Raw genomic sequence first — 18,598 nt, 5'->3', positions numbered from 1 at the left:
GGTTGGGTTCATACATAATTCGATTACGCTAAACCTGGTATTCGTTCATGTAGAAAACAACATACCACAAAAAACCTTTTGCGGGCACGCAAAAGGTTTTTTGTATAATACGCCCAGCACATGATCTGGCCTTAGCCAAGTACCACACGGTCGTCTGCCATCTTCTTGCCACTGATGCGCTCGAATTCACCCAGCAGCTCAGGTACGGTCAATGTGCGCTTGCGCTCTTCACTGACGTCCAGAATGATTCTGCCCTTATCCATCATGATCAGACGGTTACCGAGACGAATCGCTTGCTCCATATTGTGAGTTACCATCAGGGTCGTCAGTTTCATCTCACGGACCAGCGTTTCGGTCAGCTCCGTAATCAATTCGGCACGTGAAGGGTCAAGTGCCGCCGTATGCTCATCAAGCAGCAGAATCTGCGGCTGGGTAAAGGTTGCCATCAGAAGGCTGAGTGCCTGGCGCTCCCCGCCAGAGAGAAGACCCACTTTGGCATTGGGACGTTTATCGAGTCCGATCCCCAGCTTCTGCAGCTGGGCGTTGAAGATCTCCCGTCTCGTCCGGGTAACCCCGAAGCCAAGTCCGCGTCCTTTACCGCGTTTGTACGCCATCGCCATGTTTTCTTCAATGGACATATGCGGAGCCGTTCCTGCCATCGGATCCTGGAACACCCGGCCGATCCAGCTGCTGCGCTTATGCTCAGGCAGGTTTTTGATGGACCGGTCATTGATCAGCACATCGCCCATATCCGGCTTCATTACACCAGATATGATATTCATCAATGTAGACTTTCCCGCGCCATTACTGCCGATGACCGTTACAAAATCCCCCGGATTCATCGTCAGATTCACGCCAACCAGTGCTGTCTTCTCGTCTGTCGTTCCCGGATTAAACAGCTTCGTCACATGTGAAATCTCCAGCATGATCACATGCCTCCCTTCGCTTGTTGACCCGTGGATCGCATAAGCTCTTCCGTTCGTTTGCGAGCAAGGCTCTTCTGCTTCATGGAGCGCTGCATGGTTGGGAAAACAAGAGCAATAATGACGATTACCGCGGTAATCAGCTTCAGATCAGAGGTATCGAACCATTCGACCTGAAGAGCAAGCGCAACGACAATCCGGTAAATAATCGAACCGACCACAGCTGCGAGCGTTGCCCAGAATACCGTTCTTGCACCCAGAATGGCTTCCCCGATAATAACAGAGGCCAATCCGATCACGATCATACCAATCCCCATCGTAATGTCTGCGAAGCCTGATTGCTGGGCAATAAATGCCCCGGACAAGGCAACCAGTCCGTTGGACAAACTGACGCCGACGATAGTCGTTACATCGGTATTTGCACCGAAGCTGCGGATCATGCGTTTATTGTCGCCTGTGGCGCGCAATGCCAGTCCAATATCGGTTTTCATAAACAGGTCCAGCATGATTTTAAACACCAGCACAACAATAATGATTAGCACCATGACATGCTCGCCCGAGAATGGGTTATCCATCCCCATAATGGATTTGTTCGGCGCACCGAGGATACGCATATTAATGGAATAGAGGGCAATCATCATCAGAATTCCGGATAACAACCCATTGATTTTGCCTTTGGTATGCAGCAGACCGGTACAGGCTCCAGCTATCATTCCTCCAGCCATTGCCGCCAAACAGGCGAGCCAAGGAGAAAAGTCATTGGAGATCATAACCGCCGCGATTGCGCCTCCTGTTGTAAAACTTCCGTCTACGGTAAGATCGGGAAAATCGAGAATCCGGAACGTAATATATACACCAAGGGCCATGAGGGCATATAACAGACCGAGCTCGATTGCCCCTTCGATTGAATTCCAACTTATACTCACGCTACTTCCTCCCTGTCTATCGAAAAGAATGAGGCGAACCCACTGCACGTCCGCCTCGCATCCGTACTGCCGGTTTGTTGTCCGGTCAGATTACTGAATAATGTTGTTATCCTTGTCTTGCACTTCCGCCTTCATCTCGTCGGTAACCGTGATGCCTTGAGCTTCAGCTGCTTTAAGATTCAGGATCAGATCGAGCTTGTCCGGAACCGTTACTTTCATCTCGCCAGGCTTCGTACCATTCTTCAGAATATCTGCAGCCATTTCGCCTACTTGATATCCATGGTCGTAGTATTTGAAACCAACGGTAGCAAAAGCACCCTTTTCAACTGTATCCCGGTCACTGGAGAAGAACGGAATCTTGTTGCTGTTTGCTGTCTGGATGATCGTATCCACTGCACTGACAACCGAGTTGTCGAGTGTGATATAGAAGGCATCCACTTTGCCGACCAGAGAGTCTGTTGCCTGTTTAACTTCAGATGTATTCGTAACTGGGGCTTTAACCAGCTTGATTCCGTGTGTCGCCAGCGCTTTTTCCGCATTGTCTGCCATGACAACAGCATTCGGCTCACCTTCATTAATGACCAAACCTACTGTTTTTACGTCCGTCAGATATTTCGCGATAAAAGCAGCCAACTGCACAATTGCCTCCGGATTTGTATCCGATGCACCAGTGACATTGCCGCCTGGCTTGTCCATATCAGTCACCAGCTTGGCACCAAGCGGGTCCGTAACCGCTGCGAAGAGCAATGGCTTTTCTTTGACCTGCTGAGCCAGTGCCAGTGCAGATGGAGTAGCAATCCCGAGCACCAGATCATTCTTCGAATCCCCTGCGATTTTTTGGGCAATGGACAGGTTGTTTGTTGAATCACCTTGTGCATTGTTGTAGTCAATCGTTAGGTTTTTGTTTTCTTCGATTCCCGCTTCCTTCAGTGCCGCAATGAATCCTTCACGTGTCGCATCCAGGGATGGATGTTCCACAATTTGCGAGATGGCAATGCGGTAGGATTTCTCTGCAGTACCTTCGCTTGCTGTCGTACCGGATCCTTCGGATTCCGTACCCGTACCCGTGCTGCTGTTATTTCCGCAACCTGCAGCTACAATCATTGAAGCAACCATCATCAGTGACATCCAGAATTTCTTTTTCATGTGAGAACCCCTCTCCATCTTCTAAATGTGTTGTCCATCTCCTCATCCAAGTGACACGATAGGGCGGGACAAAGCGAACGCTTCAACGCATTGTTGCTTTTATCGACAAAAGCAGACAAACGTAGACATTCCTCATGCGACTGAAGTCCATGACTCGTGTTGGTCATTTTGTGTTTCTCTAATATTAAGGTGCGACTTCTTTCCCGTCAATGGTTGAACCGCTTCCAATTTAGTTTGATTCGTTAGCCGTGATAGATAACATTACACAAAACAAAAAAAGCCATCCACAATAATCTGCTGATGGCGCCTTTATCATTTTATTATATATTCAATCTGGCTAACGAATATGGAGCCTTCTTCTAATCTCGTTGATAAGCAGATGTTTTTCTTCTTCGGAGATCCCATCCGCAACCAGTTTGCGTGCTGCCACAGGGCCGATCCAGGGTTCAACATCTCTATAACTGATGCCAGACAATTTTTCGTACTCCTCCATAAACAAGCGAATACTGATCTCCCTCGTAGCATCAAGGGCAACACTAGCCTCACTCGGCAGATGCGGCGGCAAGATTGCATATCGAATCATAATGACATATTCAGCTAAATCAGCTTCTGGATTTCCTGTAGAAGCATTGTTCCAGTCGATAATGACTGCGTCGTCATCTCTGAGCAAAATATTACCTGGGTTTGGATCGCCATGACAAAGTCTCTGCTTAATTGGTAAGCGATCCAACTCGGCAATTACGGCCTTCTTCTCCGCTTGTGTCAAATATTGCGCTCTATCAATATCGTTCCTAATATTCTCCCTCTGACACGGCATATCGGCCACCGAATGGGAATGAATCTGATGAAAAAGTTGTGCCGTGATCTTGGCATGAACGTAATCATGCATGATATCGATGGGTTGTTGCATTCTGGATTGCTCTACTGCTTTTTCCACGAATCGCTTCAAAATGGGATCGCCGTAAATCCGTTCAAATATAATACCTGGTCGGTCTCTAACCTTAACCAAATCATAGGGTCGTGGAACAGGCAGCCCGCATGCCCAAGCAATTCGAGAATGATGCAGTTCAGCCTGTAAGGCAGCCTGGATGGTGTTAGGCTTAGCTAACTTGATGATTTTACTCCCATCCTCCCATTCATATACTTCCGCACATCCACCTTCTCCAATTTTGTTACCAAGCCGATAAACCATTATTGCTCACTCCTTATTCGAATTAATAAGTGAGACCTTCTTTATGCAGTAACATTTCATACATTTCCCGGATCATCTCGATCGCTTCGTTCATGTCCAGCTCTAAGGTGTGAGAGTTCAGTAACGTTCCAATGCCGATTAAATAGATTGTTAGTTTTAAGAAAATACGCTTAATCTGCTCATAGGAAACGTCTTGCAATCGCTTGCTGTATCGCATATAAAACGTAGTTAGTTCCTCACCCAAAAACTGATCAGTATGCGGGTTGTATTGCCGATAACCTGATAGATACAAGGCCCTAAATAGTTGTTTCTCGTTTTGCGCAAAATATAGAAAGCCGATGGTCAGGTTCAGCGCAGGAGAATTAACACTATCCTTATATTCCATCATGCTATCGCGGGCAAATTCGGCCGCTTTGTCATACACACTTGCTTTTAGCTCTTCGATGTTGTTATAGAGGCTATAAATCGGTTGGGTGGAGCAATGAAGTCTCTGAGCGACGTTTCGCGCAGTGATCGCCTCCAATCCTTGCTCCCGCACAAGCTCAAATGCGGCAGATAACACTTTTTCTTGTGTGATCTCGGATCTTGGTGGCATTATTTTCTCCCTCCATCATAATAACACTTGTTATATAACGAATGTTATTATGATGAGATTCATGTGTCAAGTGTACATGTACGATAATATTTCCTCTCAAATAACTCTAGTGATGAAATCTTTACAGGATGTTAAGTGAATCATAAGTGTATTCAACCGTAATAGTAGCGTTTTTGCGTCATTATATAACAAAAAAAGAGACTGTTTCGAATGATCGAGACAATCTCCATACGTTTATTAATTTCCCGCGGCTTCGCGAATCTGGTATGTGCATTTCTTGCCGCCTTCAGCGTAACATTCGGTGCGCTCGACATCTGCCTGCAGCAAGGAACGGAACAAATCCAGTTCGCAGCGGCAAGCCTGACGATATACGCTCGCCACCTGTACAATCGGACAGTTCAGCTCAGTCAGCACATAAGAACCGTCTTCTTCTCGCGACGCATCAGCCATGTAGCCATTAGCATTCTGTATCCGTGCCAATTCCTCGACGCGCCCGGCCAAATCCTGGCCCTCCATCTGTGGCAATTTGCTCCGCAGCAGCTTGTCACGCCGACTCTCGAACAGCGTGTCTACAATGCCTTCACCCGCAGACTCCGTCAGTTCTTCCAGCAATTCAAGCGTAAGCGATGGGTAGGATTTTGGAAAAAAACCATCTCCGCGTGCGGTCAAATGGTACACCGAAGATGGACGTCCAGCTGTGGCCCTAGCCTCCCGGACTTCAATAAGTCCATCCTGCTCCAGTGCCGTCAGGTGACGACGAATCGCCATGCCGGTCAGTCCAAGTTCGGCCGTCATTTCTCTTGCGGTCATCGTGCCCTGCCGCTTCAGCATGAACAAAATCCGTTCACGCGTCGTCATTTCGTCTTCACGCTTCACGTGCAGCACCTGCTCTCCTGCTTATGCGTGTACCGGTGCTGCCTCCCGGCAGGCATCCGAGCAAAAGCGGTTATGCGTCTCTTCGCAATCCTCACAGCACACGTGCTGCAGGTTGCAGGTTGGACAATTAATATATCGGTCATGTGTCGTTCCACAGTGATAACAGCTGGCAATGACAATATCTTCGTCTGTCCGGTTAATTGGCACAGAGATGCGTTCGTCAAACACGTAGCACTTACCATCGAACAGACGGCCTTGTACCTCAGGGTCCTTACCGTAGGTTACGATGCCGCCTTCCAACTGCGCCACGTCCTGGAATCCCTCATTGATCATGAAGCCAGTCAGCTTCTCGCAGCGAATGCCACCAGTACAGTAGGTAATGATCTTTTTGTCCTTCATGTCGCCCAAGTTCTCCCGGATCCACTCCGGAAACTCGCGGAACGACTCAACGTCCGGACGAATGGCTCCGCGGAAATGACCAATTTCGTATTCATAGTCATTGCGGCCATCGATGACGATGACGTCATCACGTTGCAAATGCTCGTGGAACTCTTTTGGCGAGAGGCGTTTGCCGCTAGTCACGTTCGGGTCCAGATCATCGTCCACGCGGAAGGTTACGAGCTCCGCTTTGTGACGAACGAATATTTTTTTGAACGCATGCTCTTCCACGTCATCAATCTTGAACACCATATCGCTGAACAGCGGATTGGCATGCATGTCCTTCATGTATTGCTCCGTCTGCTCGGGCGTGCCGGATACCGTACCGTTAATACCTTCCGATGCAATCAGAATACGGCCTTTTACACCCAGGTCCTTGCAGTATTGCAGATGTTCTTGAGTAAATGTCTCGGGGTCTTCAATCTTCACGAACTTATAATATAAAAGCACGCGGTACGCGCTGTTACACATGTGTATCACCTGTTCCTATTCCATGTTGATATTGGCCGGATCATCCGACAAGCCTACAACGTTGCAACCTTGCTCATTAAAAAAAGAAAATAAACAGCCGCCCGAAACATCGTCTCGAACTGCTGCCCAACATACGACTTTTATTCCTGCACTCTAGTTTATCGGAATCGGAAGGGCTTAGTCAATATAAATGTATAGAAAGGGATGAAAGTTATGGAACATTTCAACCATAATTGAGGTGTCTCTGGAAGATATCAAAATTTATTTTAAATTTGAATTAAAATCATATTCATTTTTGCCTTCGTATCCAGTACACTATGCTCATCATTATATGGCTTACCACTGTAAATCACAAAAGTGCAGTGGATGGGGATAAGCATAACGTGAGCATATTTATGAGGAAAATGGGGATGAAATTGTGAGTTTAACTTTATTGAAGAAAGTAAGTATCATCTGGTTGGTATTCCTGATTGGACTGAGTGGTCTGTGGAATAACTCCAGTATCTTCGAACGGGCACAGGCAGCGGGAGCAGAGCCTTACCTTGGGGAGATCAGATTATTTCCCTACAATGCAATACCTAAGGGCTGGATGCCAGCTAGAGGGCAAAGCATGTCAGTCACTCAAAATACCGCTCTTTACTCTCTCCTCGGGCTTAATTTTGGCGGAGATGGAAGAACAACCTTTTCTTTACCCAATCTATCAGGCTCTGCACCTGACGGCATGGGCTATTACATAGCCATAAACGGGATATATCCTTCTCGTGAAGAGAGCTTGTACAGTGGTGCTGAATCGGTTCTTGGAGAGGTCCGTTTGTTTCCATACCAATTCACCCCTCCGGGTTGGTTAGCATTGAATGGTCAGGAGGTCTCCACATCTACTTACAGTGACTTATTTCAGATGATCGGCACGACCTATGGTGGAGATGGGAATACCACATTTAAACTTCCTACCATGCCCAAAATGAACGATATCATTTTCTATGCCATTTCTACTGATCCCACGCTAAAGGCCGAGAATGGTACAGGTTACGAGTATATAGGCGAGATCATTCCCATGCTGGTTAGCCTCCCGACAAACCGCTGGATACCGGCAAACGGATTAACACTGCCCATCAACCAAAACCAGCCCTTATTCAGCCTGTTTGGCACCAAGTTTGGAGGTGATGGTCGGGTGAATTTTAATGTACCTAATCTCAACAGCAGCCAGTCTGCTTTGGTTTATTATGTTGCTAACACAGGCGTTTTCCCGAGTTTAGACGGTGGGGAGCTCCCGGAGGCCATTGAAGATAACTATATTATTAACCAAAACACCACTTTGGTTGTTTCTGCCCCAGGCGTACTTTCCAATGATAGGGCAGCTTCTGCCGCTATGTTGAGAAGTGGGCCGATGAACGGAACAGTCGTCATGAATTCCAACGGCTCGTTCGCGTATACTCCGGTGACTGATTATGTAGGAACTGACAGCTTCACTTATAGTGCTAACAATCAATGGGGTACAAGTATTCCAGTGGCGGTCACTATAACGATTGAGCAAACTACAGCTCCAATCGTTAGCGGCGTAACTGAGGGCGGAACGTATAACCAAGCGGTCACACCTAGATTTAACAGTGGAACCGCGATTTTAAATGGTTCTGCATTCACAAGTGGCACTACAGTCACAGCAGATGGTGATTATACCCTGGCAGTCACCAATAGCATTGGCACAACAACGATTCATTTTACAGTGGATACTCATCCTCCTATTGTTACAGGCGTCACTCAAGACGGAGTCTATAACGTTAGTCCATTCATCACTTTTAATGAAGGGACAGCGACGTTGAATGGTTTCCCATTTAACACTGGAGATACCGTTCAGGCTGAAGGAGAACATGTACTGATTGTCACGGATCGTGCAGGCAACACAACAACCGTTCAATTTAGCTTTCATGTGCCGCGGACCATTCATTTTGACAGTAATGGCGGTTCCGAGGTCCCCGAACAAAACGTGAATTACGGAGACAAAACTAACGAACCTGATGATCCAACCAAAGCGGGACACACTTTTGCTGGATGGTTCACGGATTCAGGTTTCAGTCAGGCTTTTGATTTTGACAATACAACTGTAACCAGCAATCTTACCCTTTATGCAAAATGGTCGATTAACTCCTACACTGTTAACTTCAACTCTAGCGGCGGTACGGCCGTCGATGACCAGTCCGTTCCATATAGTGAGTTGGCAGCGGCTCCTGATGACCCCACCAAAGATGGGCACACTTTTGCTGGATGGTTCACCGATTCAGGCTTGAGTCAGGCTTTTGACTTTGACAACACACCTGTAACTGGCGATATCACCCTGTATGCGAAATGGACGATCAACTCCTACACCGTCAACTTCGACTCTAACGGCGGTACGGCGGTCGATGATCAATCGATTCAATACGGTGAGTTGGCGACCACTCCTGATGCACCGGCCAAAGCTGGACACACTTTCTTGGGATGGTTCACCGATTCAAGTTTGAGTCAGGCTTTTGATTTCGACAACACAACTGTAAACGGCGATATGACCCTTTATGCAAAATGGTCGATTAACTCCTACACTGTTAACTTCGACTCTAACGGCGGTACGGCAGTCGATGACCAGTCCGTTCCATATAATGAATTGGCAATGGCTCCTGCTGATCCAACCAATGTGGGGCACACTTTTGCTGGATGGTTCACCGATTCAGGCTTGAGTCTGGCTTTTGACTTTGACAACACACCTGTAACCGGCGATCTTACCCTGTATGCGAAATGGTTGATTAACTCCTACACCGTCAACTTCAACTCTAACGGTGGTACGGCGGTTGATGATCAATCGATTCAATATAATGAATTAGCGGTAGCCCCGGTTGATCCAACCAAAGTGGGACACACTTTCGCCGGATGGTTCACCGATTCAAGTTTGAGTCAGGCTTTTAATTTTGACAATACACCTGTAACCACCGACCTCACCCTGTATGCAAAATGGTCGATTAACTCCTATACCGTTAGCTTCAACTCTAACGGGGGTACGGCGATCGATGAGCAATCGATTCAATACGGTGGGTTGGCAGTGGCTCCTGCTGATCCAACCAATGTGGGACACACTTTCGCCGGATGGTTCACTGATTCGGCCTTGAGTCAGGCTTTTGATTTTGATAACACAACTGTAACTAGCGATCTTACCCTGTACGCGAAATGGACTGCTGACAAGTACACCATCTCTTTCGATACTCTTGGTGGATCTACCGTAGATGATATATCGATTGAGCACGGGAGTAAGCTTACAACTCCGGCTTCCCCAAGCCGTTCAGGCTATACGTTTGCCGGATGGTATCGTGATCCTGAGTTGAAGACGCCGTTCGACTTTGATCAAACGGAGATTATCGCCGATCTTACCTTATATGCGAAATGGAACGTGATTCCTTCTCCACCATCAGGCGGCAATGGCAGTAACAGTGGTGGCTCCGGCAGCCAGAATAATACCGGATCAAGCAGTAGTTCTAATTCATCCAGCTCGACAAACTCAACTAATGGTCGTTTAACGCTGGCAGCGGGGCAGGCAGGGCAAGTAAGTTTGGGCGATGGCATCACATTAACTATTCCTGCCGGGGCGATGAATCAGGAGCTGAAGATCACCATCGATCAGGTTAAAGATTCATCCGATCTGCTGACCAATCAAGCCCAGCTGCTCAGCCCGGTATATGAAATACTCAAAAATGTCTCACAGAATTTCATTAAACCTGTCACATTGAAGATGGCCTTTGATGGATCAAGCTTGCGAAGCAATCAGCGGCCTGAACTATTCTATTTTGATGAACAAGATAAAACGTGGCATCCAGCTGGAGAATCCTCTATAGTTGGCAACCAGATCCAAGTGGACATAGATCATTTCACCAAATTTGCTGTATTCGCGGTTGATCAGCCTAACGCCCCTGTAGAAGCTGCATTACAGGATATACAAGGTCACTGGGCAGAAAAGCTCATTCAGCAGGCTGCCCGTGATGGTATCGTGAAGGGATATGTGGATGGATCGTTTAAACCAAATGCATCTGTTACCCGTGCCGAGTTCACAGTGATGCTGATGAATGCACTGCAAACCAGTTACACTGAAGCACCTTTATCATTTACCGACCGCTCAAACATAGGCGCCTGGGCACAGTCTGCTGTAGCCCGTGCCGTACAAGCCGGATTCATTCAAGGGGGCTCGGATGGTACCTTCCGTCCCAATGATGCCGTAACCCGTGCAGAAATGGCCGTCATGGTTGCGAATGCCCTGCAATTGAAGGCAGCATCCGGCACCAGCTCAACCTTTGCAGACGACGGACAGATTCCTGTGTGGGCGAGAGCAGCGGTTGCTGGAATGCAAAAATCCGGATTGTTGAACGGTAAAGGATTGAATACCTTTGCTCCAAGAGACAACACGACGCGTGCCGAATCAGTGAAGCTGCTGCTGAGTATGCAAAATTAAGTTCCGATAAATAAAGCCTGTGTCCTGGCGGCACCCTCTGAACGTTTATAACCGTTCAAGAGGAGCCGCATCAGAACACAGGCTCTTTACTTTACTATGAATACTGAATCGTACTCGCGATCAGCATGAAGATGATTCCCAATGCAATCCACATCACCATCAGAGGCCAGAAAAACTTAACCCATTTCTGATACGGAATACCGGATACGGCGAGACTGCCCATTAATGCAGAAGATGTCGGCAGAATCATGTTGGTGAAACCATCACCGAACTGGAATGCCAACACGGCAGTCTGACGGGTAATGCCGAGCAGATCGGATAGTGGAACCATGATCGGCATCGTTGTTACCGCCATGCCTGTACCCGATGTAATGAAGACATTCATTATATTTTGGAAAAAGTACATGCCCAATACTTGAACAGAGGACGGAAGTTCACTCACTGCAGTAGACATTCCGTACACAACTGAATCAATAACATTCCCCTGATCCAGAACGACCATAATCCCTCTGGCCAGACCAATGATAAAGGCTCCGTACGCAATACCACTTGCCCCTTTAACAAATTCACTCGCAATTCGGCTCGGTCCGAATCCGGATACCAGACCGGAAATGACGCCCATGCTCAGGAAAAGGGCCGCAAGCTCCTCCATCCACCAGCCTTCTTTCGATACGCCCCAGATCAACAGGGCAAATCCGGCAACAATCGTAATGATTGTAAGGATATGTGTGATGCGAATGGTGGGCAGCTTGCTCAGATCCACGGCAGGTGTATCAGCAGCCTGCTCCTGCTCGAGTTCATGAACCAACCCGCGAGTCGGGTCTGATTTCACCCGCGAAGCATAGCGCATGATATAGATACTTGTAATGGCAATCAAGCATACCAGGATGATCGCACGGAGCCACATACCGGAAAAAATCGGAACTTCGGCAATGGCCTGAGCCAGACCTACATTGAATGGATTCAGCAGTCCAGCGGTGAAACCACAGGAGGCACCCAGCGAGATCATTGCTGTACCGGTCAGAGCGTCATACCCCAGTGCCCGGGCAATAGCGATACCTATGGGTACGAAAACCATGACCTCTGTGGACATCCCCATCGTAAACCCGCCGACAGAGAATAGGGTGATAAACACAGGAATGACCCACAATCCCTTATTGGCGAACGAACGCGCTACCCTGCCCGTCAGTGCCTCAATCGTACCCGTGCTTGTAATGATCTGAAAGGCCCCGCCAATGATGAAAATAAAAAATACAACATCGGCAGAATCAACCAGCCCGCGGACAATCGATTTGGGAATATCCCACAGGCTCGTCGGATTGGCCTCTACATGATGATATGAACCCGGGACGAGCAGAGATTTGCCTGTGGCCTCATCCTTCACCCGGTCGAATTCCCCTGCAGGAATAATGTAGGTCAGTACGGTAGCGACCAATACGAGAATGAACAAGATGACGAAGGTATGCGGCATCTTGAACCATTTGCGTGGTTGTTGTGGTGGTTTTGTTATGTTTTCCAATTGATCATCCCTCGTCCTTCTGTTGTTTCCATTCTTCAAATTCATTCCGCACTTGCTGCAAAGCAGCTCTGTCCGCATACAGATCGTACGCTGTCAGTGCAAGCGCCTTGGCTGCAAGATTCAGCTCAATCATGCCCTCTTCCGCGCCGGCGAGCCGGGCAAACTCAGGGGTATGGGTCGTTGCATCTCCCAACCGGATGTATGGATGGATCGCTGCGGTTATCTGGCTCACATTGCCAATATCTGATGAACCCACTCCACCTGTCTGCGGCGGATCATGCACCTCAATGCCCATGTCCTCCAGATTCTGTTGAAACAGGCTCGCCAGCGCCTTGTTGTTATTGCGCTCGGCATAGATCAGTCCTTCCGAAATATCCACCGTAGCACCAACTCCCTCGGCAGCATGATGCACGACGCGGTACACTTTGTCCATAACCGTCTTCAATTCCTCGACTGTTTTTGCCCGGATGATATAGACTGCCTCCGCTAGCTCAGGCACAACGTTCGGTGCATCTCCACCCTTGGTGATAATCCCGTTTACCCGAACGTCATCCTTCAAATAGGGGCGAAGCGAGTTAATGCCCGCATACGCATTTACCAATGCATCCAGCGCACTGATTCCCTTTTCGGGAGAAGAGGCTGCATGCGCCTGTTTGCCATGGAATGTAAAGGTTGCGTCCACACAAGCCAGCGCTCCCCGGAGTACCATCGTTTTTTGCTGCGGATGGCACATCATGACAGCATCGATCCCGTCAAATACACCATCATTCGCCATGATAATCTTGCCGCCGCCCTCTTCCTCAGCCGGAGTACCAAGAACAATGATTCGCCCAGGCAGCTCAGGGAAAGCCTTCTTAAGAGCCATGGCGGCACCTACTGCCGAAGTGCCAATCAGATTATGTCCGCAGGCATGTCCAATACGAGGCAAAGCATCATATTCGGCCAGCAGAGCGATGGTAGGCCCAGCTGCATGGCCTTCCCATACAGCTCGAAACGAGGTTGGGAGACCGGAAATCCCTTTTTCCACCTGAAATCCGGCTGCTTCAAGAGGTTCCGTCAACCACTGCTGTGCTTGGACTTCCTCAAAACTAAGCTCAGGATTGGCATGAATGCGAAGGGACAACTCCCGCAATTCGGGGTCCAGTCGATCCACAGCTTCCTTAATTTTTTGTTTCATAAGAACATGGTCATGATTCATGAATAATTGCCGCCTTTCTCCGAACCAACATCATTCTATATTCAATTCAACCGAATAAATATACAATGCGAATTTCATATATTGTATGTGTGACCATGCTATAAGTAAATTCAAAAAAATTAAGGAAAAACCCATAAAAAATTTTATGGGCCTGGATCATTCACATATGAATATCATGATATGTAAGCATAAAGAGTACTATTTTAAATTTAAATATCGATTTACCCTGCAAAGCAACAAAGTCATACCTGCATCTCTTGAGAATAATGAATCACCTAACAATCCTACCATTCCACCCTGTAAGGGTTGCCGTAAGATTCAAAAACAATCGAATAATTATGCAGAATTCTTTTTGCATATATCGAGTGAAGGCTAAATTAAACTTACACCTGTACCAGCCTAAGTCCCTTCCGTTCTCATCAAATCAATGAATCGATGCGCCGTAGCTTGCTGCAGCACACTTTTCTTATAAATCAGCCATGTATTCCGTCTCACGCCCTGACCGTCCAGACGAATGAGCTCCTGCTGATGGAGCCCGTCCGCATCCGTGACGAAGATTCCAGGGATAATGGCGTAGCCAAGGCCATAGCGCACCATTTCTTTGCACGTTTCATAGCTGTCCACACGCATTGCCACCGTAGGTGAGCGATCATATCGTTCATACCACCATGCAGCTACCGCCTCACGAAACGGAGTTTTAGCCGTGAATCCGGCTTTGGTTACAGGCTCCTGAAAAGCGATCTGCGGAAGCCCGGGGAGCTCATCAAGATGAATGGGCTCCCGCGATACGATACAGACCGCTTCATCGTGCAGCAGATGTTTACAATCAAACCAAGGATGATCTCCACGGATCACACCCACTTGAATTTCATCCCGTGCCAGCAATTCAATCACCTCCACACTTAGTGCGCAGGTGACGGCAAACTTCACTTCAGGATACTGCTCCTGAAATTGTTTTAACAAAGGCGGGAGCTTATACAATGAGTAATGATTGGCGATCCCCAGGCGCAGCGTTCCCTTGACTTCATTGCGAATATTCGAGAGCTGCTCTTTCACCTGATGGAGGTCACGCAGCATTTTCCGGGCATAGATCGCTAGATGTTCACCTTCCGGTGTAAATTTGGCCCCTTTCAACGTTTTGTCGATGAGCGGTACGCCAAATTCCTTCTCCAGCTGCTGCAATCGGTAAGTCAATGCCGGCTGAGTCATAAACATGCGTTCCGCAGCACGGGTCAGACTGCTCTCTTCAGATACGCTTAGCAGTAAACGGCAGTCCTTTTCATCCATGACACACTTCCCCCTTCACTTCTCGTCTCTCCAGTATAACCTACTGCCCTTCTAACAACGTGCCTCTCTGTATACTTATTAAGCGGCATAACAAAAAAAGCCTGGTTCCTCCTGGGAACAGGCTCATTCTTGTATTAGTCACTAGTTACTCCGAGATTGTAATAACAGAAGTGACAAAGTGATACGATTCATTCTGCAGCACCGCTTGGGACAGCAGAATCTTGTTGCCTTCCGGGCTCCAGGCGAGTGGATCGGAGATATCGTCCATATCAGCCGAGATCTGGAATTGCTCTGCTGATTCCGTATTGGAGACGAATAATCCCTTCTCATCGTCGCTCTCCGAGTTAATCGTGTACGCGATCTTGGAATCATCCCCGGACCAACTGGTCCCGAAGATCTGTGTGCCTCTGGCGAGCGTCGCTTTCTCGTTGCCTTCCAGATCGGTAAGCACCAGCGCCCGTTTCGTATCCGCTGTTTTTTTCACAATGGCCAGCCTGGTTCCGTCATTGGACGGAATAACCCACTCCACGCTCTTCAGGACCTGCTTCACGTCACCTGTGGTTGTATCATAAGCATTCAATTGTCCGTCTTCACCGGTAATATAGTAGATCATACTGCCTGAGACCCTGACGCTGCGCACGTTGAAATTGCCCGTCTCGACCAACACCTTGGTTGTACCATCAATACTGGCTGAGACGAGGTCTCCCTTCATATTCGGAAAGACAACATGCTCATTATCCAGCCAAGCGCCTTCCTGAACGAATCCATCTTCCTCGCCCGCATTCACCGTCTCCCCGTTGTGCAAATTCAGAAAGAAACCTTTGCCTGTCGATTCCTCCGGCTCCCGGTAGAACAAGTACTGACCATCCGGAGAGACAATCGGCGAGCTCAGACTAACTTCGCTCTCCTTGAGCGGTGTATCGGTTCCTTTAGACAGATCGTACATATATAAGTTATGCGGGTATCTTTCCTGGCCTTCAACCGTGACGGGTTTCATCGACGTGTTCTCTTTGTCCGATACGATCCAGTCATCACTAAGCCAGGCCACGCCGCGCATATTGGGCAATTTATCAATTTTCTCGAGTTTGAAGCTCTGGTACACTGACGTATTGGTATTGTCTTTTACCGTGATATCCGTGCCCGTTTTCCCACTTTGTGTGTTGCCTCCCGGCTCCGTAGTCCCCCCGCAAGCTGCTGCGGACAACAGAGCTAACGCTCCCAATGTACTGAGTGCCGCCTGTTTCCAATTCATCATGGTCCCCCCCTGCTTTCTCTGCTATAGACCAAGCATACACATGCCATACTTCCAAAGTTATTCAGACTTGTTTCCAACTTGTAAACTTGAATCGGCGAGCGGGAGAACAAGCTGGAACGTTGTTCCTTCCTCATTCTTCATGTCACCTGGCAGCAGGGTGATCTTCCCGCCCTGTTTCTCTACAAATTGCTTCACGAGTGACAGACCGAGCCCGGTTCCGCCTGTTTTTCTGGCCCTGTCTTTGTTGACCGTGTAAAAAGGTTCAAATATCTTCTCTCTTGCCTCTTCCGGAATCGGCATACCCGAGTTGAAGATGCGAATCACCGCTTCGCGTGTCTGTGGCTGCTGCTCGCTCTGTACCCGAATGACACCGCCAGACACGTTATACTTGATCGCATTATCGAGCAGATTGATGAAGATATGCATAAGACTCTCCCGATCACTGCGGATAACGGCAGGCTGAATGTCCAGCTCCATGCGAAGTGCAAACTTCTCGGCTTTGCCTCGCATGCGTCCGCAGGTATCCTCCAGCAGCGCACCAACCTCTACATCCTCCGCCTGGTTCTCAAAATCATATTTCTCCAATGCCGATAAATGCAGCACCTTCTCGACCATCTCGTATAACCGTTCCGTTTCCTTGCCGATGTTGCTCGATGCATCCTCCAGCAGCTGAGGATCATCCCGGTACATATCGAGCAGTTCTACATATGCCTTGATCGAGGTGAGCGGTGTTTTGAATTCATGGCTGATGTTGCCGATGTATTGTTTCTGCTGCTGCTCCAGTGCCTGCAGCTTCTCAATGGCCAGCTGGAGCTTCTGCTGCTCTGCATGCATGTCTGTAATGTTTTGCTGAATGGACGTACTCATGTAATAAATACCTTGTCCGAGTTCACCCAATTCATCTTTGCGTTTAACAGGAGATTCTGTAATATACTCGCCTTCCCGAATGGAATCCGCTGATCTCTTCAGTTTGGTTATCGCAACTGCAAACCGATTATAGAACAGGTAGCCGAGAATAAAGCTCAATACCACGACGGCAATTCCCGCCCATAGGAACAACTGTAAAATGCGTGCATAGAATTCATGATAGCTCTGGACCGGATACTGCATCCATATCGCACCCATCTGGCCATCCGGACCATCCAGCGGTGCTGCATAGAGCAGCGTGTCACCCTGTTCACGGTAGGCGATTTTATTTTGCAGAGCATAGTTCAGCGTCTCCCGGATATCCAGGCTCTCTCCCGGTGTAATGGACGAGCCTACCTGTGTCCCATTCATGTCATAGAGAGCAATCGGCAGCCCCGTGGAGTTCGCCAGCTCCTGTGCAAGCCTGCGGCCATTTTGCTTCAGAAAGGCATCCGTCTCCAGGCGAATGGCTTCGGTGTAGTAGGACTGACGCACATTGAGATTGACCAGACGCGTCTGCTGCGACAGAATGCCCTCGATCTGTGACTGCTGGTTGCGTTCAATCCCTCGCAGTACAAGGGAACTGAGCACCACAACGGTCAAAATGAGCAATGCCGCCAGAAACACGCTGAACTTCAGCTTGATGCTGACCCTCATGCCGAACCGCCCGGCTCAGGGGCTGACCCCTTGTATCCAATGCCGTACACCGTCTGCAGCTTTTGCTGATCCGTATCCCCTATTTTTTTGCGCAAACGCTGAATATGAATATCCACTGTGCGTGTGCCTCCTGCATATTCCATGCCCCACACCCGATCCAGCAGATCATCACGGGTGTATACCCGCTCCGGATTGGACATCAGGATGGTTAGCAAGTCGAACTCCTTGGGCGTAAGATCCAGCTTTTCTTCCTTCACCGTTACCGTCCGGTGAGCCACATGAATGCGCAAGTCCCCATTAACGATAGCCTGATTCTTCTGCTCATCTGGTGGCGGGCTGCTCTTCTCCACCCGGCGCATGAGTGCCTTCACCCGGGCGAGCAGCTCACGGATTTCGAACGGCTTGGTCATGTAATCATCGGCGCCCATTTCCAATCCGACGATTTTGTCCACGATGTCATTTTTCACAGTCAGCAAAATAATGCCGATATCCTCGCGGTCCTCCAGTCTGCGGCATACGCCGTATCCATCGAGCCTTGGCATCATGACATCCAGAATCATGACCTGCGGATGGAATGACGCTACCTTGACCAGTGCCTCCTCGCCATCATTTGCTGTTTCCACTTCATATCCTTCGCGCCGGAGCGCATAAGCAATGGCACTGACGATGCTTGATTCGTCATCTACCACAAGCACTTTTTTAGTCATCGGATTCATCCTCTTTATTGGTGTCATAAGTTCA

Annotated in this window: 14 protein-coding genes; 1 reads left to right on the top strand and 13 read right to left on the bottom strand. The window is 48.5% G+C overall.

The genetic code is table 11. From position 1 onward, the window contains the following. Positions 1 to 131: 131 nt before the first annotated feature. The 7 genes from MH144_RS14435 to trhO all read right to left on the bottom strand — a co-directional run bounded on the left by MH144_RS14435 (position 132) and on the right by trhO (position 6,567). A complete protein-coding gene (locus MH144_RS14435; protein ID WP_239301314.1) occupies positions 132 to 926 on the bottom strand; it encodes an ABC transporter ATP-binding protein in 795 nt (264 codons plus the stop codon). Positions 927 to 928: 2 nt separating this feature from the next. Continuing rightward, positions 929 to 1,789 carry an ABC transporter permease gene (locus MH144_RS14430; protein WP_236146853.1) on the bottom strand — a complete coding sequence of 287 codons (861 nt, stop codon included), beginning with the start codon at positions 1,787 to 1,789 and terminating at the stop codon, positions 929 to 931. Between the two features lie 150 nt (positions 1,790 to 1,939). Further along, positions 1,940 to 2,995, bottom strand: a complete 1,056-nt coding sequence (locus tag MH144_RS14425) for an ABC transporter substrate-binding protein (protein WP_239301312.1) — start codon at positions 2,993 to 2,995, stop codon at positions 1,940 to 1,942. A 337-nt stretch (positions 2,996 to 3,332) separates the two neighbouring features. Next, complete coding sequence (locus MH144_RS14420; protein ID WP_239301310.1) at positions 3,333 to 4,187, bottom strand: phosphotransferase family protein; 855 nt, start codon at positions 4,185 to 4,187, stop codon at positions 3,333 to 3,335. Between the two features lie 22 nt (positions 4,188 to 4,209). Beyond that, positions 4,210 to 4,782, bottom strand: a complete 573-nt coding sequence (locus MH144_RS14415; RefSeq protein ID WP_239301300.1) for a TetR/AcrR family transcriptional regulator — start codon at positions 4,780 to 4,782, stop codon at positions 4,210 to 4,212. A 237-nt stretch (positions 4,783 to 5,019) separates the two neighbouring features. After that, complete coding sequence (locus MH144_RS14410) at positions 5,020 to 5,658, bottom strand: helix-turn-helix transcriptional regulator (protein WP_095360337.1); 639 nt, start codon at positions 5,656 to 5,658, stop codon at positions 5,020 to 5,022. Between the two features lie 21 nt (positions 5,659 to 5,679). After that, the gene (gene trhO / locus MH144_RS14405) at positions 5,680 to 6,567 is read right to left on the bottom strand and encodes an oxygen-dependent tRNA uridine(34) hydroxylase TrhO (protein ID WP_239301298.1); all 888 of its coding nucleotides are present in this window, start codon (positions 6,565 to 6,567) and stop codon (positions 5,680 to 5,682) included. 433 nt (positions 6,568 to 7,000) lie between these two features. Between trhO and MH144_RS14400 the strand changes: the two genes are divergently transcribed. Next, positions 7,001 to 11,035: an InlB B-repeat-containing protein gene (locus tag MH144_RS14400; protein WP_239301296.1), complete on the top strand. Its 4,035-nt coding sequence runs from the start codon at positions 7,001 to 7,003 to the stop codon at positions 11,033 to 11,035. Between the two features lie 94 nt (positions 11,036 to 11,129). Here MH144_RS14400 and MH144_RS14395 read toward each other — a convergent pair whose 3' ends face one another. From MH144_RS14395 to MH144_RS14370, 6 genes are all read right to left on the bottom strand, one after another. Beyond that, positions 11,130 to 12,554 carry a YfcC family protein gene (locus MH144_RS14395; protein ID WP_239301286.1) on the bottom strand — a complete coding sequence of 475 codons (1,425 nt, stop codon included), beginning with the start codon at positions 12,552 to 12,554 and terminating at the stop codon, positions 11,130 to 11,132. A gap of 4 nt (positions 12,555 to 12,558) precedes the next feature. Then, complete coding sequence (locus MH144_RS14390) at positions 12,559 to 13,731, bottom strand: M20 family metallopeptidase (protein ID WP_239301284.1); 1,173 nt, start codon at positions 13,729 to 13,731, stop codon at positions 12,559 to 12,561. A gap of 420 nt (positions 13,732 to 14,151) precedes the next feature. Beyond that, complete coding sequence (locus MH144_RS14385; RefSeq protein ID WP_239301282.1) at positions 14,152 to 15,039, bottom strand: LysR family transcriptional regulator; 888 nt, start codon at positions 15,037 to 15,039, stop codon at positions 14,152 to 14,154. A 145-nt stretch (positions 15,040 to 15,184) separates the two neighbouring features. Next, the gene (locus tag MH144_RS14380) at positions 15,185 to 16,291 is read right to left on the bottom strand and encodes a hypothetical protein (protein ID WP_239301280.1); all 1,107 of its coding nucleotides are present in this window, start codon (positions 16,289 to 16,291) and stop codon (positions 15,185 to 15,187) included. 60 nt (positions 16,292 to 16,351) lie between these two features. Beyond that, positions 16,352 to 17,857, bottom strand: coding sequence for a sensor histidine kinase (locus MH144_RS14375; protein ID WP_239301278.1), 1,506 nt, complete (start codon positions 17,855 to 17,857; stop codon positions 16,352 to 16,354). Beyond that, positions 17,854 to 18,564 (bottom strand): response regulator transcription factor, encoded by a 711-nt coding sequence (locus tag MH144_RS14370; protein WP_239301269.1) that lies wholly within the window; start codon positions 18,562 to 18,564, stop codon positions 17,854 to 17,856. Before MH144_RS14370 ends, MH144_RS14375 begins: the two co-directional genes overlap by 4 nt. Between the last annotated feature and the right edge of the window lie 34 nt (positions 18,565 to 18,598).

Source organism: Paenibacillus sp. ACRRY (genome assembly GCF_022346995.1).
GTDB lineage: Bacteria > Bacillota > Bacilli > Paenibacillales > Paenibacillaceae > Paenibacillus.
Note: the sequence above shows the minus strand (reverse complement) of the source record. Positions and strands in the feature narration are given on the sequence as shown.

Bases quoted from the DNA above. Each gene is read 5' to 3' on its own strand.
- MH144_RS14385 (WP_239301282.1), bottom strand. From the start codon at position 15,039: ATGGATGAAAAGGACTGCCGTTTACTGCTAAGCGTATCTGAAGAGAGC.
- MH144_RS14380 (WP_239301280.1), bottom strand. From the start codon at position 16,291: ATGAATTGGAAACAGGCGGCACTCAGTACATTGGGAGCGTTAGCTCTG.
- MH144_RS14415 (WP_239301300.1), bottom strand. From the start codon at position 4,782: ATGCCACCAAGATCCGAGATCACACAAGAAAAAGTGTTATCTGCCGCA.
- MH144_RS14375 (WP_239301278.1), bottom strand. From the start codon at position 17,857: ATGAGGGTCAGCATCAAGCTGAAGTTCAGCGTGTTTCTGGCGGCATTG.
- MH144_RS14420 (WP_239301310.1), bottom strand. From the start codon at position 4,187: ATGGTTTATCGGCTTGGTAACAAAATTGGAGAAGGTGGATGTGCGGAA.
- trhO (WP_239301298.1), bottom strand. From the start codon at position 6,567: ATGTGTAACAGCGCGTACCGCGTGCTTTTATATTATAAGTTCGTGAAG.
- MH144_RS14425 (WP_239301312.1), bottom strand. From the start codon at position 2,995: ATGAAAAAGAAATTCTGGATGTCACTGATGATGGTTGCTTCAATGATT.
- MH144_RS14435 (WP_239301314.1), bottom strand. From the start codon at position 926: ATGCTGGAGATTTCACATGTGACGAAGCTGTTTAATCCGGGAACGACA.
- MH144_RS14430 (WP_236146853.1), bottom strand. From the start codon at position 1,789: ATGGCCCTTGGTGTATATATTACGTTCCGGATTCTCGATTTTCCCGAT.
- MH144_RS14370 (WP_239301269.1), bottom strand. From the start codon at position 18,564: ATGACTAAAAAAGTGCTTGTGGTAGATGACGAATCAAGCATCGTCAGT.
- MH144_RS14390 (WP_239301284.1), bottom strand. From the start codon at position 13,731: ATGAAACAAAAAATTAAGGAAGCTGTGGATCGACTGGACCCCGAATTG.